This is a genomic window from Nocardia speluncae NBRC 108251 (assembly GCF_001613245.1).
Classification (GTDB): Bacteria; Actinomycetota; Actinomycetes; order Mycobacteriales; family Mycobacteriaceae; genus Nocardia; species Nocardia speluncae.
Map to the genome: position 1 here is coordinate 1 of NZ_BDBZ01000009.1, position 23,118 is coordinate 23,118.

21 protein-coding genes and 1 pseudogene are annotated in these 23,118 nt (G+C 66.9%); 15 read left to right on the forward strand and 7 right to left on the reverse strand.

Annotation, left to right across the window (positions count from 1 at the left end; all coding sequences use genetic code 11):
* The 6 genes from NS6_RS12235 to NS6_RS12260 all read left to right on the forward strand — a co-directional run.
* Positions 1–2,007 (forward strand): molybdopterin dinucleotide binding domain-containing protein (locus NS6_RS12235; RefSeq protein WP_157112727.1); only part of this gene is annotated, 2,007 nt, incomplete at its 5' end.
* Positions 2,007–3,677 (forward strand): nitrate reductase subunit beta, encoded by a 1,671-nt coding sequence (gene narH / locus NS6_RS12240; protein WP_068040778.1) that lies wholly within the window; start codon positions 2,007–2,009, stop codon positions 3,675–3,677. The genes NS6_RS12235 and narH, both read left to right, overlap by 1 nt.
* The gene (gene narJ / locus NS6_RS12245; RefSeq protein WP_068040780.1) at positions 3,674–4,357 is read left to right on the forward strand and encodes a nitrate reductase molybdenum cofactor assembly chaperone; all 684 of its coding nucleotides are present in this window, start codon (positions 3,674–3,676) and stop codon (positions 4,355–4,357) included. The genes narH and narJ overlap by 4 nt, the downstream gene beginning before the upstream one ends.
* A 387-nt stretch (positions 4,358–4,744) precedes the next feature.
* Positions 4,745–5,509 (forward strand): respiratory nitrate reductase subunit gamma, encoded by a 765-nt coding sequence (gene narI, locus NS6_RS12250; RefSeq protein ID WP_068040782.1) that lies wholly within the window; start codon positions 4,745–4,747, stop codon positions 5,507–5,509.
* The gene (locus NS6_RS12255) at positions 5,457–6,764 is read left to right on the forward strand and encodes a Fic family protein (RefSeq protein ID WP_245669285.1); all 1,308 of its coding nucleotides are present in this window, start codon (positions 5,457–5,459) and stop codon (positions 6,762–6,764) included. The genes narI and NS6_RS12255 overlap by 53 nt, the downstream gene beginning before the upstream one ends.
* Positions 6,765–6,906: 142 nt before the next feature.
* Positions 6,907–8,073 (forward strand): thiolase family protein, encoded by a 1,167-nt coding sequence (locus NS6_RS12260; RefSeq protein ID WP_068040786.1) that lies wholly within the window; start codon positions 6,907–6,909, stop codon positions 8,071–8,073.
* A 120-nt stretch (positions 8,074–8,193) separates the two neighbouring features.
* Here the strand turns inward: NS6_RS12260 and NS6_RS12265 are convergent, their stop codons facing one another.
* Both NS6_RS12265 and NS6_RS12270 read right to left on the reverse strand, forming a co-directional pair.
* A complete protein-coding gene (locus NS6_RS12265; RefSeq protein WP_245669287.1) occupies positions 8,194–8,709 on the reverse strand; it encodes a C40 family peptidase in 516 nt (171 codons plus the stop codon).
* Positions 8,710–8,985: 276 nt separating this feature from the next.
* Positions 8,986–9,567, reverse strand: a complete 582-nt coding sequence (locus tag NS6_RS12270; RefSeq protein WP_068040790.1) for a helix-turn-helix domain-containing protein — start codon at positions 9,565–9,567, stop codon at positions 8,986–8,988.
* Between the two features lie 92 nt (positions 9,568–9,659).
* Here NS6_RS12270 and NS6_RS12275 point away from each other — a divergent pair, with 92 nt between their 5' ends.
* The 6 genes from NS6_RS12275 (at position 9,660) to NS6_RS12300 (ending at position 16,267) form a co-directional block, all read left to right on the forward strand.
* Positions 9,660–10,271, forward strand: a complete 612-nt coding sequence (locus NS6_RS12275) for a class I SAM-dependent methyltransferase (protein WP_068040792.1) — start codon at positions 9,660–9,662, stop codon at positions 10,269–10,271.
* Between the two features lie 143 nt (positions 10,272–10,414).
* Complete coding sequence (locus NS6_RS12280) at positions 10,415–12,772, forward strand: CocE/NonD family hydrolase (RefSeq protein ID WP_084470988.1); 2,358 nt, start codon at positions 10,415–10,417, stop codon at positions 12,770–12,772.
* A 275-nt stretch (positions 12,773–13,047) separates the two neighbouring features.
* Positions 13,048–14,052: an adenylate/guanylate cyclase domain-containing protein gene (locus NS6_RS12285; protein WP_068040794.1), complete on the forward strand. Its 1,005-nt coding sequence runs from the start codon at positions 13,048–13,050 to the stop codon at positions 14,050–14,052.
* A 154-nt stretch (positions 14,053–14,206) separates the two neighbouring features.
* A complete protein-coding gene (locus NS6_RS12290; RefSeq protein ID WP_068040795.1) occupies positions 14,207–14,494 on the forward strand; it encodes a DUF1330 domain-containing protein in 288 nt (95 codons plus the stop codon).
* Between the two features lie 129 nt (positions 14,495–14,623).
* Entirely contained in the window at positions 14,624–15,562 is a 939-nt protein-coding gene (locus NS6_RS12295) for an aldose 1-epimerase family protein (protein ID WP_068040797.1), read from the forward strand.
* 156 nt (positions 15,563–15,718) lie between these two features.
* A complete protein-coding gene (locus NS6_RS12300; protein WP_068040798.1) occupies positions 15,719–16,267 on the forward strand; it encodes a hypothetical protein in 549 nt (182 codons plus the stop codon).
* Positions 16,268–16,335: 68 nt separating this feature from the next.
* On the opposite strand, the gene NS6_RS12305 is transcribed toward NS6_RS12300, so the two are convergent.
* Positions 16,336–16,821: a hypothetical protein gene (locus NS6_RS12305; protein ID WP_157112728.1), complete on the reverse strand. Its 486-nt coding sequence runs from the start codon at positions 16,819–16,821 to the stop codon at positions 16,336–16,338.
* Between the two features lie 169 nt (positions 16,822–16,990).
* Here NS6_RS12305 and NS6_RS12310 point away from each other — a divergent pair, with 169 nt between their 5' ends.
* On the forward strand, positions 16,991–17,278 hold the full coding sequence (locus tag NS6_RS12310) for a hypothetical protein (RefSeq protein WP_068040801.1): 288 nt from the start codon (positions 16,991–16,993) through the stop codon (positions 17,276–17,278).
* A 105-nt stretch (positions 17,279–17,383) separates the two neighbouring features.
* Here the strand turns inward: NS6_RS12310 and NS6_RS12315 are convergent, their stop codons facing one another.
* The 3 genes from NS6_RS12315 to NS6_RS35775 are packed head-to-tail and all read right to left on the reverse strand — an operon-like array spanning position 17,384 to position 19,623.
* Positions 17,384–18,028 carry a DUF4097 family beta strand repeat-containing protein gene (locus NS6_RS12315; RefSeq protein WP_068040804.1) on the reverse strand — a complete coding sequence of 215 codons (645 nt, stop codon included), beginning with the start codon at positions 18,026–18,028 and terminating at the stop codon, positions 17,384–17,386.
* A 16-nt stretch (positions 18,029–18,044) separates the two neighbouring features.
* The gene (locus NS6_RS12320) at positions 18,045–19,331 is read right to left on the reverse strand and encodes a cytochrome P450 (RefSeq protein ID WP_084470989.1); all 1,287 of its coding nucleotides are present in this window, start codon (positions 19,329–19,331) and stop codon (positions 18,045–18,047) included.
* A 34-nt stretch (positions 19,332–19,365) separates the two neighbouring features.
* Entirely contained in the window at positions 19,366–19,623 is a 258-nt protein-coding gene (locus NS6_RS35775) for a ferredoxin (RefSeq protein ID WP_084471012.1), read from the reverse strand.
* Between the two features lie 282 nt (positions 19,624–19,905).
* On the opposite strand from NS6_RS35775, the pseudogene NS6_RS35780 reads away from it, so the two are divergent.
* Positions 19,906–20,439: pseudogene (locus tag NS6_RS35780) on the forward strand (AfsR/SARP family transcriptional regulator); the annotation flags it as partial.
* 42 nt (positions 20,440–20,481) lie between these two features.
* Here the strand turns inward: NS6_RS35780 and NS6_RS35785 are convergent.
* A complete protein-coding gene (locus tag NS6_RS35785) occupies positions 20,482–21,210 on the reverse strand; it encodes a hypothetical protein (protein ID WP_245669310.1) in 729 nt (242 codons plus the stop codon).
* On the opposite strand from NS6_RS35785, the gene NS6_RS35790 reads away from it, so the two are divergent.
* On the forward strand, positions 21,197–23,068 hold the full coding sequence (locus NS6_RS35790) for an ATP-binding protein (RefSeq protein WP_068040808.1): 1,872 nt from the start codon (positions 21,197–21,199) through the stop codon (positions 23,066–23,068). The genes NS6_RS35785 and NS6_RS35790 overlap by 14 nt on opposite strands.
* Positions 23,069–23,118: the final 50 nt, after the last annotated feature.

Here is a 23,118-nt window from a genome sequence, read left to right on the forward strand (position 1 = left end):
GGCTGCCAGGGCGTCAACGGCGGCGGGTGGGCGCACTATGTGGGGCAGGAGAAATGCCGCCCCATCACCGGGTGGACCCAGCTGGCGTCGGCGCTGGACTGGTCGCGCCCGCCGCGGCAGATGATCCAGACCGCCTACTGGTACCTGCATTCCGACCAGTTCCGCTACGACTGGTTCGGCGCCGACACGCTCTCGGCCGCGCACGGGGGCGGCCGCCTGGCCGGTATGACCACCGCCGATGTGATCGCGCAGGCGGCCCGGCTGGGCTGGATGCCGTCCTATCCCACCTTCGACCGCAATCCGCTGGACCTGGTCGACGCGGCCGCGTCGGACGGCGGATCGCTGGCCGGATACGTGGTCTCCGAACTGCGGGCCGGGCGGATGCGGTTCGCCTGCGAGGATCCGGACGCGCCGGAGAACTTCCCGCGGGTGCTGAGCGTGTGGCGGGCGAATCTACTCGGGTCGTCGGCCAAGGGCAACGAATACTTCCTGGAACATCTGCTCGGCACCGAATCCTCGCTGCGCGCCTCACCCACCCCGGCCGGCGCTCGGCCCCGCGATGTGGTGTGGCGGCCCGAGGCGCCGCGCGGCAAACTCGATCTGCTGCTCACCCTGGATTTCCGGATGACCAGCACCACCCTGTTCTCCGATGTCGTGCTGCCGGCTGCCACCTGGTACGAGAAACACGATCTCAACACCACCGATATGCACCCGTTCGTGCATTCGTTCAACCCGGCCATCGCGCCGCCCTGGCAGACCCGCAGCGATTGGGATGCCTTCCAGGCGATCGCCGAGAAGTTCAGCGAGCTGGCGGGGCCGCGGCTCGGGGTGCGCAAGGATGTGGTCGCAGTGCCGCTGCTGCACGACACCCCGGACGAACTTGCCACACCGCACGGGCGGGTCGCGGATTGGAAGTACGGCGAAGCCGAACCGATCCCCGGCGTCACCATGCCGAAACTCGTCGTGGTCGAACGTGATTACGGCGCCGTCGGCGCCAAAATGCGTGCCCTGGGGCCGCTCGCGGAAAAGCTCGGCGCCACCACCAAGGGCGTCACCTTCGATCTCGCCCCGGAAGTCGACTATCTACGCCACAAGAACGGCATGATCCGCGGTGGCCCCGCCGACGGCAGGCCGTCACTACAGCGCGGGATCCAGGCCGCCGAGGCGGTTCTGGCGCTGTCGGGCACCACCAACGGTCGCCTCGCCACCGAGGGTTTCCGCACTCTGGAGCAGCGCACCGGCGTGCCGCTGGCCGATCTCGCCGCCGAACACGAGGGCAAACGCATCACCTTCGCCGATACCCAGGCCGCGCCGGTACCGGTGATCACGTCACCGGAATGGTCGGGGTCGGAGTCGGGTGGTCGCCGGTATTCGCCGTTCACCATCAATGTCGAACGCCGCAAACCGTGGCATACGCTCACCGGCCGCCAGCATTTCTATCTCGACCACGACTGGATGTCCGAACTGGGTGAGGGGCTGCCCGTTTACCGACCACCGCTGAACATGGCGGCGCTGTTCGGTGAACCGGGTATCGGCTCGGTGGGCGAACTCGGCGTCACCGTCCGCTACCTCACCCCGCACAGCAAATGGTCCATCCACTCCGAATACCAGGACAACCTGTTCATGCTGAGCCTGTCCCGGGGCGGTCCGACGATCTGGATGTCGCCACAGGACGCGGCGAAGGCCGGGGTCGCGGACAACGAATGGGTCGAGGCAGTCAACCGCAACGGCGTGGTGGTGGCGCGGGCCGTGGTTTCGCATCGGATGCCCGCCGGCACGGTGTACATGTATCACGCGCAGGACCGGCTCATCGATGTCCCGATCAGCGAAACCTCCGGGCAGCGCGGCGGTATCCACAATTCGCTCACCCGCCTGCTGATCAAACCCAGCCACCTCATCGGCGGCTACGCCCAGCTCAGCTTCGCGTTCAACTATCTCGGTCCCACCGGAAATCAACGCGACGAGGTGACGGTGATCCGTCGTCGCGGTCAGGAGGTGAGTTACTGATGCGGGTCATGGCGCAGATGGCGATGGTGATGAATCTCGACAAATGTATCGGCTGCCATACCTGTTCGGTGACGTGCAAACAGGCGTGGACCAATCGCTCCGGAGTCGAATACGTCTGGTTCAACAATGTGGAAACCCGACCCGGACAGGGTTATCCACGCACCTACGAGGACCAGGAGAAATGGCGGGGCGGCTGGGAACTCAACCGCCGCGGCAATCTGAAACTCAAAGGTGGCGGAAGGTGGCGGAAATTATTCACCATCTTCAGCAACCCCATCCTGCCCGAACTGAAGGACTACTACGAACCCTGGACCTACGACTACGAGAACCTCACCACCGCACCCGCCCAGCGGCACACCCCGGTGGCCCGGCCGAAATCGCTGATCACCGGCAAGGATACGAAGATCGAATGGTCGGCGAACTGGGACGACGACCTCGGTGGCGCCACCGAATACGGCGACCGCGATCCGCTGCTGGGCAAACTCGCCGAGAAGGTCCGGTTCGAATTCGAGCAGACCTTCATGTTCTATCTGCCCCGGATCTGCGAACACTGCCTGAACCCCTCGTGCGCGGCGTCATGTCCGTCCGGAGCCATCTACAAGCGCAGCGAAGACGGGATCGTCCTGGTCGATCAGGACCGTTGCCGCGGCTGGCGTATGTGCGTTTCCGGCTGCCCCTACAAGAAGGTGTACTTCAACCACCGCACCGGAAAAGCGGAGAAATGTACATTCTGCTTTCCGCGGGTCGAGGTGGGGCTCCCCACCGTTTGCGCGGAAACCTGCGTGGGCCGGTTGCGCTATATCGGCCTGGTGCTCTACGACGCGGACAAGGTACTCGAAGCCGCCGCCACCCCCGACGAACAAGGTCTCTACCAGGCGCAACGTGATGTATTCCTGGACCCGGCCGATCCGGAGGTCCGGCGGGAAGCCGAACGCGCCGGAATACCTTACGACTGGGTGGAAGCCGCGGACAGGTCACCGATCTACGCGCTCATCAACACCTACAAGGTCGCGCTGCCGCTGCATCCGGAATACCGCACCATGCCGATGGTCTGGTACATCCCGCCGCTGTCGCCGGTGGTCGATATCGTCCGCGATACCGGTCACGATGCGGAGGATTACGATAATCTCTTCGCCGCCATCGAGGCCCTGCGCATCCCGGTCGACTATCTCGCCCAATTGTTCACCGCCGGCGATCCCGCCCCGGTCACCGATGTCCTGCGCCGGCTGGCCGCCATGCGCAGCTATATGCGCGATATCAATTTCGGCCGGGAACCCCGGGAGCGGATAGCCGAGGCGGTCGGGATGACCGGCGAAGAGGTCTACGATATGTTCCGCCTGCTCGCGCTGGCCAAATACGATGAGCGCTACGTTATTCCGCCCGCACATGCCGAACAGGCGCACGGTCTGGAAGAACTCGCCACCGAATGCAGCCTCGATTACGAAGGCGGCCCGGGAATGACCGCGTCGGGGCCGTTCGGGGAAAGCTCCGGCGGGCCGGCACCGATCGCCGTCGAGAACTTCCACATGCTGCGCAACCGGCAGACCGCCGATACAACGACCACCGTGCACGGGCAGGGCCGGGTGAACCTGCTCAACTGGGACGGTAAAGCCCCCGACGGGCTGTTCCCGCCCACCGGAGACAACCCGTCCGGATCGGAGCGGCTGTGAAGAAAACCGTGAAAATCGATCCCGCCCTCCGTTCCGCCGCCTGGCAGGCGCAATCACTGCTGGTCGGCTACCCGGACGAAACGCTGCACCGCAACCTGCACCTGCTCGGCGCGGTCGCCGTGGCCCTGCCGCCACCGGTCGGCGATCCAGTCGCCCGGTTCCTCGCTCACGTGCAGCGCAGCTCCCTGTTCGAACTGGCCGCCGACTACGTCGCCACCTTCGACCACCGCAAACGCTTCAGCCCCTACCTCACCTACTTCGCCTATGGCGATACCCGCAAACGTGGAGTGGCGCTGCTGCGTTTCAAACAGGCCTACCAGGCCGCCGGACTCCAGTTGAGTGAGGAAGAGCTACCCGACCACCTCTCCGTGGTTCTGGAATTCGCCGCCTCCGGTCACGCCGAAACCGGGGTGCGGTTGCTCACCGAACATCGCGCCGGCCTGGAACTGATGCGCCGCGGCCTGCACGAAACCGGTTCGCCGTGGGCGGATGTACTCGATTCGGTGATCGCTACGCTGCCCGCCCTGGCCGGTCGCGAAGAAGACGCCATCACCCGCCTCATCGCCGAAGGCCCCCCGGAGGAATCCGTCGGCCTCGCACCGTTCACTCCACCCCAATACCTCCCCGATCCAGCCATGCCCCAACAGCGCCGGAACCATGTTGCCCGCCAACCTGGATAGGCGTCCCAGCCCCCAGGGGCGAGGCGTATCGTCTGCCGCCCTCCGTGAACGGCTCACCCCACCGGGCGGGGCCCGCCCCTGGTCTGGAGCGACGGAGCGGGGGAGCGAAGCGGAGGAGCGCAGGAGTGAAGACCAGGGGTTAATAGGGCCCCGCCCTCGAGACGCGGAGCGTCTCCAAAATTACAGCCCGCCCCTTCACGGTCGGTCCACCCGGTGGAGCTTTCCGGTCGGCCCACTCCGGCAGTGCCTTACGAGTAGTCCAATCCGGCGCCGCCTTCCGGATGATCACCCCGACAGCGCCTTCCAACCTGCCGACCCCACGGCCCTGGTAACCGGACCCCGACTCCACGCCGCCGGTGGCGACGCCGAACTCACAGAGGTGCGTTGATGAATGCGATATTCCACGCCGCGGCGGCCGAACAGCTCACCACAGTCGACATCCTCGTGTGGGTCGCCCTGCCCTACGCCTCCATCGCCATCTTCCTCGTCGGCCATTACTGGCGTTACCGCTACGACAAGTTCGGCTGGACCACCCGTTCCTCCCAGCTCTACGAGAACCACCTGCTCCGCCTGGGCAGCCCCCTGTTCCATTTCGGAATCCTGCTGGTGATCCTCGGCCATATCGTCGGTCTGCTCATCCCCGAAGGCTGGACCGAAGCCGTCGGCATCAGCGAACCCATCTATCACGCAATGTCCGTCGGCCTCGGCGTCCTCGCCGGCGCCGCCACCCTCGTAGGCGCCGCGATACTCATCTACCGCCGCCGCACCACGGGCCCGGTGTTTTCCGCGACCACCCGCAACGACAAGATCATGTATGTCCTGCTCATCGGCACCCTCGTCCTCGGCTTCGGTACCACCGTGATCAGCAACGCCATCGGCCGACCCCACGATTACCGCCACACCGTCGCCCCCTGGTTCCGCTCCATCCTCTCCTTCCGCCCCGACACCGACCTGATCCTCGCCGCCCCCCTCGGCTTCCAGCTCCATGTGATCGCCGCGTGGATCCTTTTCGCTTTTTGGCCCTTCACCAGGCTGGTCCATGTGTTCTCGATGCCTATCGGCTACCTGACCAGGCCCTATATCGTCTACCGGAGTAGGGATGTGGAACTGGGGTCCCGGCGCGAGCGGCGCGGCTGGGAGCGGATCCAGTAGGACTACTCGCTGGACCGGCGGCCTCTGCCGGAGTTGCACGCTGACGGCGTTCCGCGGCCGCTTTGTTCAACCAGACGTCCTTGACGTAATGATTACGTCAACATATCATCGGGTTGTGTTGTATCCGACGCCGGCCCTGACCGTCGGCGATGCGCGTGTGCTGTCCGAAGTCGACGGCATGCGTGAGGAATTGCGGCATCAGTTGCAGAAAGTTCCGGCCAAATGGGCGGGTGGGCTGCGCAGGTTCCTCACAGCGGATGCTGTGGCGGCTTCGAATTCCATCGAAGGGTTCAAGGTCGAAACCATTGATGTCGAGGACTTGATGGCGGGTGAGCGTGATGTGGATGTCTCCGATGAGGACCGGGCGGAGACGCTCGCCTACGAGCAGATGATGACCTACATCCAGACGCTTCACGATGTGGGGGATTTCTGTTACGGCAAAGGTCTGATCAATGCTCTGCATTGGATGTTGCAGGGGCATCGACATTCCACGCGAAAGCCTGCGGGGCAGTGGCGGCGGGGTCCGGTGTATGTCGCCGATGCGCGAGATCCGAGCATTGCCGCGTACACGGCGCCGGAGGCTCCCGCGGTTCCCGAGTTGATGACCGAACTGGTGGAGTGGTTGAACGCCGACGATGGCACACATGCGCTGGTGCGTGCTGCGATGGCGCATCTGCATCTGGTGTCGATTCATCCCTGGGCGGATGGGAACGGCCGGATGTCCCGGTCGCTGCAAACGCTGATGATCGCGCGCGAAGGGGTGCTTGCGCCTGAGTTCTCGTCGATCGAGGCATGGCTCGGTCGGCCGGGTAATACCTGGGAGTACTACCAGGTGCTCGGTCGGCGCGGCAATGAATACCGGCCGGAGCGGGATGTATCGGAGTGGGTCCGATTCAATTTGACCGCCTATCATCAGCAGGCACAAACCGTGCGGGCGCGGTTTGTGCGCTCCGGTCGGGTGTGGGAGCGGTTATGCGAGTTCGCCCGTGTGGAGTCGCTCGATGAACGTCTGGTGACCGCTCTGCACGATGTGGCGATATCGGGACGGGTACGGCGAAGTCGCTACGAGCAGAACGAGAATCTCAACCTTCAGCAAGCTCAGCGCGACCTACGTGAACTGGCGCGCAGGGAGATCCTGGAACCGATGGGCCGCACCCGCGCTCGCATTTATGTTGCCGGCCTGCGGTTCCCGGAAGCGGTGCTGGAGATCGCCAGTACGCCGACGTCGCTGACCGACCCGTACGCGGCTGGATAGTTGTTCGTAACTACTGGCCGGGTCATGCGTGCACCACTGCCGGCCTGGGGCTCATTCTGGCCTGCGATTGCGAATGCGTGTTAACTTATTCTCGAACGGTCACTAACTTGGGAGGCCGTGCCGAGCAGTTCAGGAGGGACCCATGCAGTCCGCGGTCATCGTTGATGTGGTTCGCACGCCGTCCGGAAAAGGCAAGATGGGCGGGGGTTTGTCGGGGGTGCATCCGGCGACCCTTCTGGCGGGGGTGCTCGAGAAGCTGATCCAGCGCAACGATCTGGATCCGGCGCTGGTCGACGATGTGGTGGGAGGGTGCGTCACCCAGAGTGGTGAGCAGGCGTTCAATATTTCGCGGACTGCGGTGCTCGCGGCCGGGTTCCCGGAATCGGTGCCCGCGACCACTGTGGACCGGCAGTGCGGGTCCAGTCAGCAGGCGGCGCATTTCGCGGCGCAGGGGGTGATGTCGGGCGCTTATGACATCGCGATCGCCTGTGGTGTGGAGTCGATGAGCCGAGTGCCGATGTTCTCCAATGCGCAGGGGCAGGACGCCAACGGTGGGCCGATCGCGCATCGATATCCGGAGGGGCTGGTTCAGCAGGGGATCGCGGCCGAGATCCTGGCCGCGCGCTGGAAGCTCGATCGTTCGATCCTCGATGAGTTCGCGGCGCGGTCGCATCGCCTGGCGGCCGAGACCGCGGCGGCGGGCGGGTTCGACCGGGAGTTGGTCGCCGCAGGTGAGCTCACCGCGGACGAAACCATCCGGGCCGGATCCACTCCGGAGAAGCTGGCGGGCCTGAAGCCGGCGTTCGTCGACGAGCAGTACACCCAGCGTTTTCCGGAGATCGACTGGTCGATCACCCCGGGCAACTCCTCGCCGCTCACCGACGGCGCCTCGGCCGCGTTGATCATGAGTGAGCAGACGGCGGCGAAGCTGGGACTGACCCCGCGGGCCCGTTTTCATTCGTTCGCGGTGCTCGGCGACGACCCGCTGCTCATGCTGACCGCGCCCGTCCCGGCGTCGAAGAAGGTGCTGGACCGGGCCGGCCTGACAATCGACGATATCGATGCCTACGAGGTGAACGAGGCCTTCGCCCCGGTGCCGCTGGTGTGGCAGCAAGAATTGGGCGCCGACCCGGAGAAGCTGAATCCGCGCGGCGGAGCGATCGCCCTGGGGCATCCGCTGGGTGCCTCGGGGGTGCGGATTCTGGCAACCATGGTCAATCATCTGGAACAGACCGGTGGTCGCTACGGGCTGCAAACCATGTGCGAAGCGGGTGGACTGGCGAACGCCACCATTATCGAACGGCTCTGATACCGGACGGACCGCACCCTCCCGGCCGTACGCCTGGAGGGGGCGGTCCATCGGTGCGTCGTGGGCCCGGGCTGTGGTTCGGGCTTGCCGCCGGAGAAGGGGCCACGACGCGGCCGCGGGTCAGTAGCGGCGTGCTCCGACCACGGGCGAATACGACATGGGCGAGATCTCCACGATGGAGGTCGCGGCGTGGATCACCTGGCCGTCACCGGCGTAGAGGGCGGAATGGCCGCCGCCGCTGTAGGAAATCACATCACCGACGTGTAGCTGGTCGAGCGGGACCGGTGTGCCGGCGGAGAGCTGGGACCAGCTGGTGCGGGGGACATCCACGCCCGCCTGCTGGTACGCCCACTTCACCAGTCCGGAGCAGTCGAAGGTGCTGGGGCCGGTCCCGCCGGAGACGTACGGGGCGCCGAGTTTACTGCGCGCCGCCTGGATTGCGAGATCGCCCGGGGCGGGGGTGAATTGCGGTGCCGGTTCCGGGGTGGTGATGCCGGGAACCCCGGCCGGTAGCGGAATGTGATCGGGAACTTCGAAAACACCGAGTCCGGGCACTGATACCGGCCGGGCTTCGGCGGGTGCGGCGGTGCAGAGAACGGAACCTGCCGCCGCGGCGAGAACGGCCATGACGGCCATGCGTTTTCGGACTAGCGGTACTGACTCCATAATTGCGGTCCTCCGTGCTCAGGTCGAGAGCCGGTGGATCACAAAACTTTCACCGCCGATTGCGCGGCGAGGAATTCACCGACTACTCGAACAGCGTTGGAAATACACCACAGCTATATGTCGGTCCTGCAAACCCGGGGAGTCATATTTCGCCGTCTGTCGCGCAGAGTTCGGAAACGACACGGACAAGTTGGCTAACGGAACGATAACGGTTCGTCTTTATCCAGCGTACGGCGTGTATCGGGGTTACGACGGCCGATACCGGGCCTTGATGTGGAACCGTTCGCCCTGCGGGCCGAAAAGGCTCAGGTATTCGACGGGGTGTTCGTCGGCATTGCCGAACCAGTGGGGGAGATGGGTGTCGAATTCGGCGACCTCGCCGGGGGTGAGCACCATATCCCGGTCGCCGAGGATCAGGCGCATTTTGCCGTTGAGAACGTAGAGCCAGTGATAACCCTCATGGGTGTGCAGGTCGGGTTCGGCCCAGGATCGGCCGGACAGGATCTGCTTATAGGCCTGCAGGCCGCCGGGTTTACGAGTGAGGGGGATCAGGGTCTGGCCGTGCCGGGTGACAGGGCGGATATTGACCCGGGGGTCGCCGGTTTCCGGTGCGGCGACCAGTTCGTCCAGCGGGACGCGATGCGCCTTGGCCAGCGGAAGCAGTAGTTCGAGGCTGGGTTTGCGCTGGCCCGATTCCAGTCGTGACAGTGTGCTCACCGGTATGCCGGTGAGCTCGGACAGTGTGGCCAGGGTGGTGCCGTTGCGTCGCCGCAGCTCACGCAGCCGCGGGCCGATCGCATCGATGACATCGCCGAACTCCGGATCCATGCCTCTATTGCAGTTATGGCAAATATATTTGTCAAGACTCCGTGTTGTGCGGATGCTGGGTGTCAAGCCCCGAAGCAGATCAGGAGATACGGATGGACCAGCAGTTCTGGGACGATATGTACGGCGAGACCGAGCAGAGATTCAGCGGCCTGCCCAACGACGCCCTGGTCACGGAGGTGACCGGGATGACGCCCGGCCAGGCGCTCGACCTCGGCTGTGGCGAGGGTGCCGATGCCTACTGGCTGGCCGAGCGCGGCTGGCAAGTCACGGCGGTGGATATTTCGAAGGTGGCGATCGAACGCGCGTCGGCCGGGCATCCGGAGATCTCGTGGCGCCACGCCGACATCGCGGTCACGCCACTGCCTTCCCGTTCGTTCGATCTCGTGTCGGCACACTACTTTCCGATCGCACACGAACCCGGCCACGCCACCGTGCGTGGTCTGCTGGATTCGGTCGCGCCGGGCGGCACCCTGCTGTTCGTGACCCACGACCCGACGGAATTCCCCGCGCAGGAACAACATTCGCATGCACAGGAAGGTCATCAGCACCAGTTCGACCCCTACGCCTACTACCTGCCCGCCGATATCCTCGGCCTGCTGGACGACCAGTGGTCGGTGCAGGTGGACGAACGGCGCGACCGTAACCGCCCCGCAGCCGGCCATCAGATCAAGGACCTCGTCCTGCGGTTGCGCCGCGCGCACTGAGGCCGCGGCGGCCTGTGCCGGGATTCCGCCACCGCCACCCGAATCCGGACACCGCGCGTCGGTACACGCTGCGCCGAGAGCTGATTGCTATCGTCGGCGGCATCTGTGCGCAGAAACCGGAACCATGAGGTGGAGGGTTGTTCATGCGGCTGTACCGGATCCACGGGTTCGCGGCCGCAGCGGCGATCACCGTCGTCGCCCTCGCCGTGATCCTGGTGATAGCGCAGGCCGCCCGGCACCCGGTCAGCCGGGACACCACACCGGCCGCCTCCCCGGCCGAGCTGGCGCAGCAGTGGACCGGCACCCACGACGGCCCACAGCCCTACCCCGGCGTACATATCGACAAAGACGTGCACATCACCATGAGCGACGGTGTAGTGCTGAAAGCCGATGTGTACCGGCCCGCCCACGCGGGTGACCGGGTGGAGACCGAACCGCAGCCCACCATCGTCACGATGACGCCGTACTCGAAAATGATGTCCGGTCTCATCGATTCGGCGATGAACAACCCCGAGGCGCAACAGTTCACCATGGACCTGGTGCGCCGGATCAACCTGTCCGGCACCCCGATCAGCGGTTTCGAGGATCTGCTGCACGCCCTCGACGGCGGCACCGTCGCCACGGTGCTCGGGCTCGACAGCAAACTGGTACACGCCGGCTACACCGTGGTCTCGGTGGATGTGCGCGGTACCGGCCAGTCACAGGGTCTGTGGGACACCCTCGGTGCGCGCGAACAACTCGACACCCGCGAGGTGATCGAATGGTCGGCGCAACAACCGTGGTCGAACGGGCGGGTCGCGATGAGCGGCGGCTCCTACTCCGGCATCAATCAATTGCGTGCCGCCGAGAACGCCCCGGAACCGTTGCAGGCCATCTTCCCGGTGGAGCCCGGCAGCGATCTCATGCGCGATGTGGTGGCGCCCGGCGGCGGTGTGGGCGTGACCTTCCTGCCGCTGTGGCTGAACCAGGTGAATCAGGCCAAACTCATGCCGGATGTGCAGTCGATGCTCGACGGCACCTTCGACTGGCAATGGCTCGCCGACCGGCTGGCCGATCCCGCCACCAACTACGACCTGCTCGCCCAGGCACTGCTCACGCCGTCGCTGAACAATATGCCGCCCACGCTGGCCGCGGCACTGGACGAGAACAGCCCGTTCCGGCAGGGCATCATGGGCGATCCGTCGAGGATCACCGTCCCTACCTTCGTCTACGGCGGCTGGCACGATATTTTCGCCAACAGCGCCACCACCCTCTACAACGACATCCCGCTACCGCCCGGCCACAAACAACTCGTCGTCGGCGACACCTATCACGCCAACCCGGGGGCCGGGACCGGGCGACCCGGCGCACCACCGCGGCTGGATGTCCTGCAACGCGCGTGGTTCGACCACTGGCTCAGAGATATGGACAACGGCATCGCCGACTACGGACCCGTGGTCGTCTGGGAACAAGGCGGCGGCTGGGTTTTTCTCGACCAGTACCCGCAACCCGGAATGGCGCATCGACGGGTGTATCTGTCGGGTGCCCCCAGCGGTACCAGCGCGGAAAGCGTGCACGACGGATCGCTGATCGGTCAGCCCGGGGACAAGGCGCAACTCACCGTGGCGCCGGGGCTCACCACATTCTGCTCGCGGGATATGGCGCAGGGGTCGGCCGGAATCGGTGCGGTGTTCGATACCTGCGCCAAGGATTCCCGGATCGCCGAACGCGGCGCACTCACCTTCACCAGCGCCGAGGTCACCGAACGGACGGTGATCTCCGGGCCGATCAACGTCCATCTCAACACGGTGCACGACGCCGCCGACGGCTACTGGAGCGTCACGGTGAACGATGTCTCGCCCGACGGCACCTCCACCGTGCTGAGCACCGGCCAGCTCACCGCTTCCCTGCGCGCGATCGACGAAGCCCGCAGCACCCGCTTACCCAACGGTGACCTCACCGCCCCGTTCAACCCGATCACCCTGGACAGCGTGCAGCAGGTGTCGCCGGGCGAGCAGGTCGCGCTGGATATCGGCGTGATCCCGACCCAGGCCGTCCTCGAACCCGGGCACCGCCTCCGCCTCGACGTATTCGCCGCCAACGCCCCGAAGGCGCTGGCGTTCCGGCCGATGCTCAACGACACCGAACTCAAACCCCAGCATCTCGCGCTGGACCCGGCCGCTCCGAGCTTCGTCAACCTCCCCACCGACCGCCCACTGCCCGACGCCTCCGGCCGCCCGTCGGCGGTTCCGCAACCCGCGGTGGCCCCGGCCGCACCTCCGGCACCGACCCCGGGCCACCCGGGGCCCACCGTCCCGCAGCAACCGGCTGCACCGTCGGTGGAAACTTCCGGGCTCGCCGGAGTTCCGCGCGCCGAGACGCCGCAACCCCAGCAGCCCGCGGTACGGAATTCGCCCGCAGAACCGGGGGCGCAGTCGACGCAACCCGCTGTCCCACCTGCCCGGTCGCCCGAGCCGATTCCGGAATACACCTCACCGCGATCCGCGACTGCGCAGCCATAGCGCTGCCCGGCACCGCTTCGCGCGGCGGCGCGCGTTGTGCTCGGCCGGGACCGCGATCGGCAGGTGCTGCCATCGGCCGGGACGGATTTTCCGCGGGACAGCCACCGGCCGTCCCGCGCGCAGTCGTGCTACTACGCGGCGTTGCGGTGTCACCCGGCATCGCCGGTGCCCGGCTGTACCACCGGCGTTCGATGCCGCGGGCGGCATGATGCAGATCACTGGTCTGTACGGCCGGTTTCCCCGCGTGCAGGCCGGTGGGTCGTAGTGTGGCGCCCATGGTGTCGCAGGAGAGGTCCGAACTGGTTCGGTCGGCGGCGGAGACGAGCCTGCTCGCCGGGAGCCGGCGGTACAACCGCTTGGAGGTGGCGGAGAAGGCGGGGGTGACACCCGAGCTGGCGCGCCGGTTGTGGATATCGCTGGGTTTCCCGGCCAGCGAGGACGACAGCGCGCCGGATTACACCGATTCCGATATCGCGGCCATCCACCGGTTCCGGGAGGTCGAGGTGCTCTCCGCTGCCGGTTCCCGGCAGCAGGCCGCGACCGCCCGCACCATCGGGCAGGCCATGGCGCGACTGGCCGAATGGCAGGTCGACCTGGTGGTCGAGGAGATCGACCGGCGGGTCGCTGCGGCCGGGCCCGGCGCCGACCCCGACGAGATCACCCGCAATGCCACCGCGGAAACGGTGGAACTCATGGAGAGCCTGCTGTCCTATGCCTGGCGGCGCCACCTGGACGCGGCGCTCATCCGGCATCTGGAGGAGACCGGGCCGACCCAGGATTCCACGCGGACGCTGGCCGTCGGGTTCGCCGATATGGTCGGCTATACCCGGCTCACCCGGCATCTGCATCCCGACGAGTTGTCCACATTGCTGGAGGCATTCGAATCCACCACCACCGCCGCGATCACCGAGAACGGTGGCTGGGTGATCAAGAACGTCGGGGACGAGGTCATGTTCGCGGCCGAATCCCCGCTGATCGCGGCCCGGATTGCACTGGAGATCCAGGAATCCACCATGACTGTCGGTACCACGCCGGAACTGCGGTTGGCGATTGCCTACGGGCCTGTGCTGCAGCGTTTCGGCGACCTGTACGGGTCGGTGGTGAATATGGCGGCTCGGCTCACCGGTGTCGCCCGTCCGGGCACGATCCTGGTCGATGACGGCGCGGCAGCGGAGCTGGAAGGGGATACGGAGTTCGATATCCGGCATCTGCGCAGCGTCCGGGTGCGGGATTTCAACCGGCTGCGTCCGCATCTGCTCCGGCGCAACGGCAAGCGCTGAACATCCTGCACGGCGTCCGGATCGCATCGCCCGCCGCCGAGAGTATTACGACCGGTTTCACCATATGGGATTCCCTCTTTCGGAAATATCGTTTTGAGTATGGTCGTCGGGGAGCCGAAAGTATCCGGCTCGTGTGTGAGTGAGGAGTTCCGGGATGGCCAAGGGCTATGTCATCGTGACCGAGTCGATCAAGGACCCGGCGGGGATGGCCGAATACGGTAAGGCGGCCGCCAAGGCGATGGCCAACGGCGTGAAAGTCTTGGCGATCGATACCGAACCGCAAGTACTGGAAGGGGAGTGGCCCGCCACCCAGACCGTGGTGCTGGAGTTCGAATCCCCGGAGGCCGCCCGTGCGTGGTACGAATCCGAGGAATACCAGGCCGCGATTCCGCTGCGGCAGGCGGCGGCCGACTGCAATGCGGTGATCGTCAACGGTCTGTAGCGCCGGCGCATGGCCGGGCGCCGGTGAATCGCACCGGCATCCGGACCGGGCTCGCGCTGCGGGCCGGGGCGCCGGGACTCACCCGTCCGAACGCGGCCGTCCGGCGGAGCCGGAACCTACGCTGGTGCCGTGACCGTATCCGACCCCTGTCCGACCGGGCGCTCGCTTGTACTGGCAGCCGGAGGTGTCCGCGCTGAAATCGGGACGGTGGCCGCCGTGTTGCGCGGTCTCACTGTCGACGGTATCGCGGTGACCGAACCGCTTCCCGCCGGTGCCGCCCCGCCGATGGCCTCCGGTATCGTGCTGGCGCCGTGGCCGAATCGCGTACGCGATGCGGTCTGGATGCTCGGCGGGCGCCCGCAGCAACTCGATATCACCGAGGTCGCGCGGTCGAACGCGATCCACGGTCTGCTGCGTAACACCGATTACGAAGTGCGGGCGCAGGCACCGGATTCGGTGACCCTCGGCGCGCTGATACCGCCCCAGCACGGCTGGCCGTTCCTGCTCGATACCTGGGTGCGCTACGAACTGCGCGCCGACGGGCTGGCAGTGACCCATGGGGTCGTCAATCATTCGGACCGGCCGGCGCCGTACGCGGTGGGTGCGCATCCGTATTTCCGGGTCGGCGCGGTTCCGGTCGAGGAACTGGAACTCGCCGTCGCCGCGACCACCTACTACGAGGTCGATGCCCGGATGAATCCTGTCGCGGAGCATCCCGTCGAGGGCACGCCATACGATCTGCGGGCCGGGGCCCCGCTGGCGAACCTGACGCTGGATACTCCGTTCGGCGGAGTGGTTCCGGGTGTCGCCGCCCGGCTCACCGCACCGGACGGGGCGCGGGTGGAGCTTCTCCTCGATGACGATTGGCGCTATCTCCAGGTGTTCACCGCGAAGGATTTTCCGCGACCGGCGGGGCCCGGGCTCGCGGTGGCGCTGGAACCTATGACCGCGGCTCCGGACGCACTCAATTCGGGGGACGGTCTGCGCCACCTGGCACCGGGAGAGGCGTGGGAGGGGCGCTGGGCGGTGCGCCGGATATCCGGCGGTGGCGCGGATTCCCCTCGATGATCGGCAACCGCCGAACAGCCTTCCCGAACGCCCGCAGATGGCTACCCTGTATTCGACAATCTGCCAGGGGGGCCGGCGAGTGGGTCGCCGGCCGCGGAGTATGCCCGGGGGGCTGATTTTTCAGCGGTCGTACCCGGGGGACGAAAGGGGACCGGGGTGAGCTATGTCGACGACTTGGGGCCGTTTCCGAACAGCCGGATCATCTCCGCGGTATTCACCCGTGCGGCCGAATTCGATCGGTCCGCCGGCGCGGAATTCGGCTGCGCCATGCTCGAATCGCTGGCCGGCCTCGTGGTGGCGCATCGTAGGATGGCCGCGGCGCGACCGGCCTGGGACGACATCGTGCTGCCCTGGGGGCGCCCCGGAGAACCGCCGGGATCATCGGAAACCGGCTCCGATACCGACCCTTTCGCCTGTGCCTGTGATGAAGTGCAGCGCCATATGCTGTCGATAGATCTCGGAGCCCGCCGTATCCTCGGGCCACCGCGGCCCGGTTCGTTGCCACATCGCGAGGGGCTCGGCGCGGTATTCGGCCGGACGGCGTATCTGTACACGATCAGCTTCGACCGCTTCATTCTGGACGGTTCCGAAGGGTCGAACCGCCGGCGGCTCGCTCGTGAATACGCGGCCTACGACGCGCTTGCGCGCGATTTGGTCGCGGGGCGAAAATGCCTCCCCGCCCTGTGTGATCGGCCTGCCCCGTGAAATCCACATCCGGGTGGTGAGGTCGCACGGCCCTCGATCGGTGCGGCCGGATGGTGCGGCGCGGACCGTCACACGGTATCGACCGAACGGCCGCGCATCCCCGCCCGTAGCTGTCCGAGCGAGACCAGAAACGGTTCGTGGACCGCCTGCCACTCCGGTGAACCACCCCCTGTGCCGCCGATCACCACACTGTGTGTAATCAGCAACTCCCGGATATTCCGCAGTCGTTCGTACGCGGACCAGGCCGAGTCGCACACCGCTTTCGGCGCAACCAGTTCCAGTTCGTAGATGGCGGCGACGAGTTGATGGGACCGGAATGCCGCGGTGATATCCCCACGCGCCAGCGGCGTCGGATGATCGATCGCGAGGGCCTGCATCGCATTGTCGGTCTGGGTCAGCGCGGACAGGCAGGTGACGTAGACCTGCCGGCGCGTATCCTCGATGCGCTCGGTGCGTGCCCGTCGAGCGCGGAAAGCCTCGGCCATCATGGTGGAACCCGCTCCGAGCAGCGCACCACCCAACGTTCCGGCCACCGCAAGCCACTCCGTTGCCACCTCCATACTGTAGTCGGCACAAGACCTTTCGGGAATCCTCACCACAGGCTGCGTAGACCTGTCAGGCTCGTCCGGCGGCCGCACCTCCTGAACCCCGGCCCAGGACCGGACGGCTCTATCCTCGACAGCAGCGGGTTCGGACGAGTCCGCGGGCAGGCAGGGGAACGGAATGGATGTCGAGGGCGCCCGGCGGTTCGCGGGTGCAATATGGCGGCGCCCGGATCTGTCCGGGCCGGAGCGGCTGGCCGCCGTCAAAGCGGACGCACATGCCCGCGGTAAGGAGCCCTTCGACCTGGGCCGCCTGGAAGCCTTGTGCGATACCAGCCACGAGGGGCGGATGGACCCGGTGCAGTGGCGGTGGCGCCGCTTCGAACTGGTGTATTACAGCCATCCGGAAATGACGACGATCGAAGACCTGGCCGCGCACGTGATGCTCTCCCAAGGCTGGATGGGTTGAGCTTCGCGCCCCGAGAGGGGCGCCGATCGATCAATACCGCCGGTCGTCGCGCGAATCCTGCCCTGCCGCGCCGACCGGCGGTTCGAACGCCGGCACAGTGCCCGGTCAGGCGGCTGTGGCGTGCCGGATGGCAATGTTGCCGTGGGTATTGCGGGCGTACACGCGCACGGGTTCCGCTTCGGGCTGCGGTCGGTCGACCGGCCCCATCCGATTGTGCACGCTGCCCTGCAGGGCGTTGACCTCCAACCGGACCGCGCTGCCGGGGCTGACCCCGATCTCGAGTTCACCCATGGACGTCTCCAGCCGCAGCTCGCCGCGGATGGCTTCGCCGATACGGATATCGCCCTTGGCGACTTTCGCGGTCACCGAATCACCGGCGCGCTCGACGGTGATATCGCCGGCGGCTATTTCGAGGTCGCACCGCCCGAGTTCGCCGGTCGCCGCGATCCGGCCGACTCCGGCAGTGCTTTTCAACCGGGAACCGGCCGGCACTTCGATGGTCACCACGATCGTCGGATTACCGCCGAACGGGGTGTGGGTGCGCCAGTCCTTCGCCGCCGTCACGGTCAGGACGCCGGCGGTGAAATCGACCCGGGTCCGCTCGGCTGCGCGGATATCGGCCTTCTTGGATTCGTCGGCCGGCCGGATATCGACAGCGGTGTCGGTGCGGTCGGTGGCGTGCACGATGACATCGGCGGACAGCACCTCGACGGTGACGGCGATCGGGTCCGGGGTCTGGAAGGTGGGCATTGCGGTACTCCTCCGACTACGTGTTGTGCTCGGCGAACGGGGCGGCGGGCTCGCACGGTCGGCATTGCCGCCCACCGGACCAGGACGTTTCGGTCCAGGTGACGGGCAGTTCGTGGACGCCGTAGATATTCATGTCGGTCCGCAGCTTCACCTCACTTGCGGGGACGGCGAGGGCGAGAGTGGGGAAGCGGCGGATCAGCGCCGCGAAACCGGCGCGCATCTCTACACGGGCCAGCTGCTGGCCCAGGCATTGGTGCACGCCGTGGCCGAAAGACACCAGTCCGCGGGTCGTGCGGTGGACGTCGAGGGTGTCGGGGGCGCTGAAACGCCGCGGGTCGCGGTTGGCGGCCAGCAGCGAGACGACGACGGTCGAACCCGCGGGGATCGTTTCGCCGCCGAGTTCGAGATCCTCGGTGGCGTAGCGATAGAAAATATCGGCGACCGCCAGATAACGCAGGAGTTCCTCGACGGCACCGGGCACCAGATCGGGATCGGCGCGCAGTTCGGCCAGCTGATCGGGGTGTTCCAGCAGCGCGAACGTACCCAATGCCAGCATGTTGGCGGTGGTTTCGTGGCCGGCGAGCAGCAGCAGGAACGAGATCCCGGTCAGTTCCTCGATGCTCAGGTCATCGTCGCGGGCCAGGTCGGAGAGGATATCGTCGCCGGGTTCCGCGCGTTTACCGGTGACCAGTTCACTCAGGTACGCCATCATCGCACCGTAGGCGGCCATTTTCTCTGCGATCGGCTGCTCCCGGAGCATGAACTTGGCGGAGTTGGATTGGAAACCCACGCGGTCGGCGTAGGGGACGCCGAGCATTTCGCAGATCACCAGGGAGGGCAGCGGTAGCGCGAACTCGGCGACCAGGTCGGCCGGAGGCATCCGGCGCGCCATCTCCGCCAGCTGCCGTTCGGCGATGTCGATGATGTGCTCTTCGAGCTGTTTCATCCGTTTGACGGTGAACGCGCTGATGAGTTTGCGGCGCAATCGGGTGTGGTCCGGCGGGTCCATCGCGATGAACATGCCCGGGATCTGCGGGGACGGTTCCGTCTGGACGGGCATATCGGGGCCGGCGTCCAGTGCGTGCAGCACGCCGAGGTCCTGGCGTGAACTGAACCGGGTGTCGGCCAGTACCTGCCGGACGGCGTCGTAGCCGGTGACGAGCCGGCCCTCGTGCCCGTCGGGGAAGTTCAGCGGGCTGACGGGGCGCACTTCGCGCAGCTCGGTGATTTCGCGCGGCGGGTCGAAGGGGCCGGCGTTGCGTTCGGTGGGCAGGCCGTGCGGTACGGGGACTGTGTGGGTCATCGGGTTTCCTGTTCGTCGGGTGTGGGGTGTTCGGTCAGCGGGAGAGCAGAGCGATCGCACCGGCCGGGCACATATCGGCGGCTTGCCGGATGGCCGTCTCCTGGCCGGCGGTGGGTGCGGTGGTCAGCGCGACCACCCGGCCGTCCGCGTCGTCCTGATCGAAAACCCCGGCGGCGGTCAGTACACACATTCCGGCGCCGATGCAGCGCTCGCGATCGACCCGGAGTTCCCTCGGTGCGAGTCCGTTCCGGTGCGAGTTCTTCCGTGGTTCGGAAGGTGCTGTGCTGTTCATGTGAGTACTGTCGCGGGCCCCGCTGATACCCGCCTGACACCGGCCTGATGCGACCACTGACAGCGCCTTCGGCACCCGAAGTCGCCCCATACCGCCGAAAGAACCGGTCCGGTCTGCCCGGCACAACAACCACCCGTCGCCCGCGCACGGCAGAATGGCCGGGTGCAGATCGTGGTGCTCGGGCCGCTCGAGATCCGGGCAGAGGACGGCGGATCGATAGAGGTCCCGGGTGTCCGGTTGCGTGCGCTGCTGATCGCGCTTGCGCTCGAACCCGGGCGGGTGGTGCCGAAAACCGCTTTGGTCGATTGGATCTGGGGTGAGCAGCCGCCCGCCGACGCATCCAATGCCCTGCAAGCCCTGGTGTCCCGGTTGCGCAGGGTGTTGCCGGAGGGGGTGCTCGAGGGGCAGGCAGGCGGGTACCGGCTGGTGGCCGAACCCGATACGGTCGACGCCGTCCGGTTCGAACAGCTGCTAGACCGGGCGCGCGGCGTCGGCGACGCGCGCCGCGCCGGGTTGCTCCGCGAGGCACTCGACCTGTGGCAGGGGTCGCCGATGCAGGGAATCGAGGCTCGCGACAGCGGAGCCGTCGATGCCGTGATCGCGCGATTCGAGGGATTACATTCCGCCGCGCTCGAGGATGTGTACGAAGCGGAGATCAACCTCGGCCTCGGTGCTCGGTTGGTGCCCGAACTGGCCGATCTGGTGGCCCGGAACCCGGTGCGGGAGCGGCTGGTCGCCGCGTTGATGCGCGCCCTCGGCGCCGCCGGGCGAGGTTCCGAGGCGCTGATCGTGTACCAGAACGCCCGCGAGGCCCTCGCCGACACGCTGGGCGCGGATCCTTCACCGGAGCTCTCCGCGCTACATGTGGCGTTGCTGCGCGGCGAAGGGGGTCCGCCACAGTCCGCCGAGCGCCGGACGAACCTGCGGGCCGAACTGACCGAATACGTAGGCAAATTCGCCGATATCGCCGCCGTCCGTGACCTCCTCGCGAACCATCGCCTCACCACGCTGACCGGGCCCGGTGGTTGCGGGAAAACCCGGCTCGCCGGGGAGACGGCACGGACCCTGCTCGACGATCTTCCGGACGGCGCCTGGCTGGTGGAGTTGGCTGCGGTCGGTTCGAGCGGTGATGTGGCACAGTCTGCTCTCGCCGCGATCGGGCTCCGCGACGCGTTGCTCGGCAATGCCCTGCACACCGAGCCGGTGGACCGGCTGATTGCTGCGGTCCGCGACCGCGAAACCCTGTTGATCCTGGACAACTGTGAGCATGTGATCGAATCCGTGGCCGCGTTCGCGCACCGGGTATTGGGGGAGTGCCCGCGACTGCGGATCCTCGCTACCAGCCGCGAACCGTTGGGTATCACCGGTGAGGCGCTGTGGCAGGTGCAGCCGCTGGCCCTGCCTGCCGCGGACGCCGGCCTCGAGGCGATCGAATCCTCTCCGGCCGTCCGGTTGCTGCGGGACCGGGCAGGCGCGGTGCGCACCGATTTCACGGCCGATCCCCGCACCCTCGCGCACATCTGCCGGGCGCTGGACGGAATTCCCTTGGGCGATCGAACTGGCCGCCGCGCGGTTGCGCACCCTCACGCCGGCTCAGCTCGCCGAACGCCTCGACGACCGGTTCCGGCTGCTGACCGGTGGCAGTCGTACCGCGATCCCGCAGCATCGGACACTGCGCGCGGTGGTCGACTGGAGCTGGGAGCTGCTCACCGAGGCCGAACGGATGGTGTTGCGCCGGCTCGCGGTATTCGCCGGGGGCGCGAGCTTGGAGGCAGCCGAGCAGGTTTGCGCGGATTCCGGCGCCGGGCGGCAGGTGCTCGAGCGGTGGGAGGTGCTCGATCTACTCACCACGCTGACCGAGAAATCGCTGCTGCTCACCCCGGAACGGGGGATACCGGGCGATACGGCCGGCGCCGGACCCGATCTGCCGAATGCTGCGGGGGAGCGCCAGCCGCGCTTCCGGATGCTCGAGACTATCCGGCAGTACGCGCACGAACGGCTCACGGAGTCGGGGGAAGCGGAGACCGCGCGCCGGGTGCATCTCGCCTACTTCACCCGTCTGGCCGATACCGCGGAACCACATCTGCGGCGCGCCGGGCAACTGGAATGGCTCGCGGTGCTGGAAGCCGAGCACGACAATATTTCGGCCGCGCTGCGCACCGCGCTCGCGGTGGGCGATACGACCGGGGCGCTGCGGCTGGCCGCGGCCGCCGGCTGGTATTGGTGGCTCGGCGGACACAAAGCCGAAGGTCAGGAGCTGCTTACGGCGGTCGCCGATGAACCCGCCGACGTCGACGATGCGACCCGCGCGCTGGTATACGGTCTGGTCACACATTTCATGAGCTCCGGCCGCAATGACGCGGCCCAAGTGGGGGAGTGGATTCGCAAAGCCCACCGGTTCAGCCGGGGTGTCCGGACCGGTCACCCCACCCTGGCGTTCATCGATGCGCTGGACGCCATGTTGCAGGGGCCGGCGGCGCTGCCGAGCGCGTTCGAACCGCTGCTCACCGATAACGACCCTTGGGTGCGCGCGCTGTCCCGGTTGCAGATGGGCAAGATGCGGATCGTGGTCGGGCAGGACGGGCCGGATGTGGACGCCTATCTCGAAGGGGCTCTCGCCGAGTTCCGGGCGCTGGGCGAGCGGTGGGGGATCTCGTTCGCGCTGACCGAGCTGGCGAACCGGCGCGCCACTCGCGGCGAGTTCGTTTCGGCCTGCGAACTCTACGAGGAGGGCATCGCCGTCGTCTCCGAGATCGGCTCGGCCGAGGATATTGTGGCGTTGCTGTCGCGTCAGGCCCAGTTGTATTGGCTGGCAGGCGATCCCGATGCCAGCGCGGCCGCCGTGGCCGAGGCGCAGCACCGCGCGAATCGGGTGGCCTGGCCGTTCGCGCTGGCCGAACTCGCCCTGTCCAGGGCGGAGTTGTCCCGCTGGCGCGGCGATACCGAGCAGGCCCTCGAACAGGTCGATATCGCGACCACCGTATCGGGCGGTGAAGCCGGTATGCCGCAGTTCGCGGCGGCCGTTCACACCTTGCGCGGCTACCTCGGTACCGATCTCGAGCAGGCGCGCGAACATCATGCCGCGGCCTTCCGTGCGGCGAGCGAGGCCGGCCATTCGCTACTGGTCGCCCAGGTGCTCGTCGGGATCGCGGACTGGGCCCTGCGTGCGGGCCGCGATCCCGAAGCCGCGCGGCTGCTCGCCGTGAGCGCGGTGGTCCACGGAGTGCCCGATCGTTCCCAGCCCGATGCGGTCCGGGTCGAGCGGACAGTGCGAGATCGCCTCGGTGAAGCGGATTTCACCGAGGCGATGCGGGCGGGTTCGAAGGCGGACTGGCGGGAGTTGGCCGCCACCGCGCTCGCCGTATGGCCACCGGACGGAGTCCCGGCCAGGGATACGGCGGTGCTCGCGTCATGGAGTCACGAGAGTCTTCCACCGGAGACTTGACCTCAACAATAGTTGAGGAAGAAAGGTGGTCTGCGGGCGGCCGATGGGGC

Excerpts from the sequence above, each read along its gene's own strand:
- NS6_RS12310 (WP_068040801.1), top strand. The coding sequence starts at position 16,991 with ATGGATGTCGAGGGCGCCCGGCGGTTCGCGGGTGCAATATGGCGGCGC.
- NS6_RS12275 (WP_068040792.1), top strand. The coding sequence starts at position 9,660 with ATGGACCAGCAGTTCTGGGACGATATGTACGGCGAGACCGAGCAGAGA.
- NS6_RS12265 (WP_245669287.1), bottom strand. The coding sequence starts at position 8,709 with ATGGCCGTCATGGCCGTTCTCGCCGCGGCGGCAGGTTCCGTTCTCTGC.
- NS6_RS35775 (WP_084471012.1), bottom strand. The coding sequence starts at position 19,623 with ATGAACAGCACAGCACCTTCCGAACCACGGAAGAACTCGCACCGGAAC.
- narH (WP_068040778.1), top strand. The coding sequence starts at position 2,007 with ATGCGGGTCATGGCGCAGATGGCGATGGTGATGAATCTCGACAAATGT.
- NS6_RS12285 (WP_068040794.1), top strand. The coding sequence starts at position 13,048 with ATGGTGTCGCAGGAGAGGTCCGAACTGGTTCGGTCGGCGGCGGAGACG.
- NS6_RS12270 (WP_068040790.1), bottom strand. The coding sequence starts at position 9,567 with ATGGATCCGGAGTTCGGCGATGTCATCGATGCGATCGGCCCGCGGCTG.
- narI (WP_068040782.1), top strand. The coding sequence starts at position 4,745 with ATGAATGCGATATTCCACGCCGCGGCGGCCGAACAGCTCACCACAGTC.
- NS6_RS12320 (WP_084470989.1), bottom strand. The coding sequence starts at position 19,331 with ATGACCCACACAGTCCCCGTACCGCACGGCCTGCCCACCGAACGCAAC.
- NS6_RS12290 (WP_068040795.1), top strand. The coding sequence starts at position 14,207 with ATGGCCAAGGGCTATGTCATCGTGACCGAGTCGATCAAGGACCCGGCG.
- NS6_RS12255 (WP_245669285.1), top strand. The coding sequence starts at position 5,457 with ATGTGGAACTGGGGTCCCGGCGCGAGCGGCGCGGCTGGGAGCGGATCC.
- NS6_RS12260 (WP_068040786.1), top strand. The coding sequence starts at position 6,907 with ATGCAGTCCGCGGTCATCGTTGATGTGGTTCGCACGCCGTCCGGAAAA.
- NS6_RS12315 (WP_068040804.1), bottom strand. The coding sequence starts at position 18,028 with ATGCCCACCTTCCAGACCCCGGACCCGATCGCCGTCACCGTCGAGGTG.
- NS6_RS12280 (WP_084470988.1), top strand. The coding sequence starts at position 10,415 with ATGCGGCTGTACCGGATCCACGGGTTCGCGGCCGCAGCGGCGATCACC.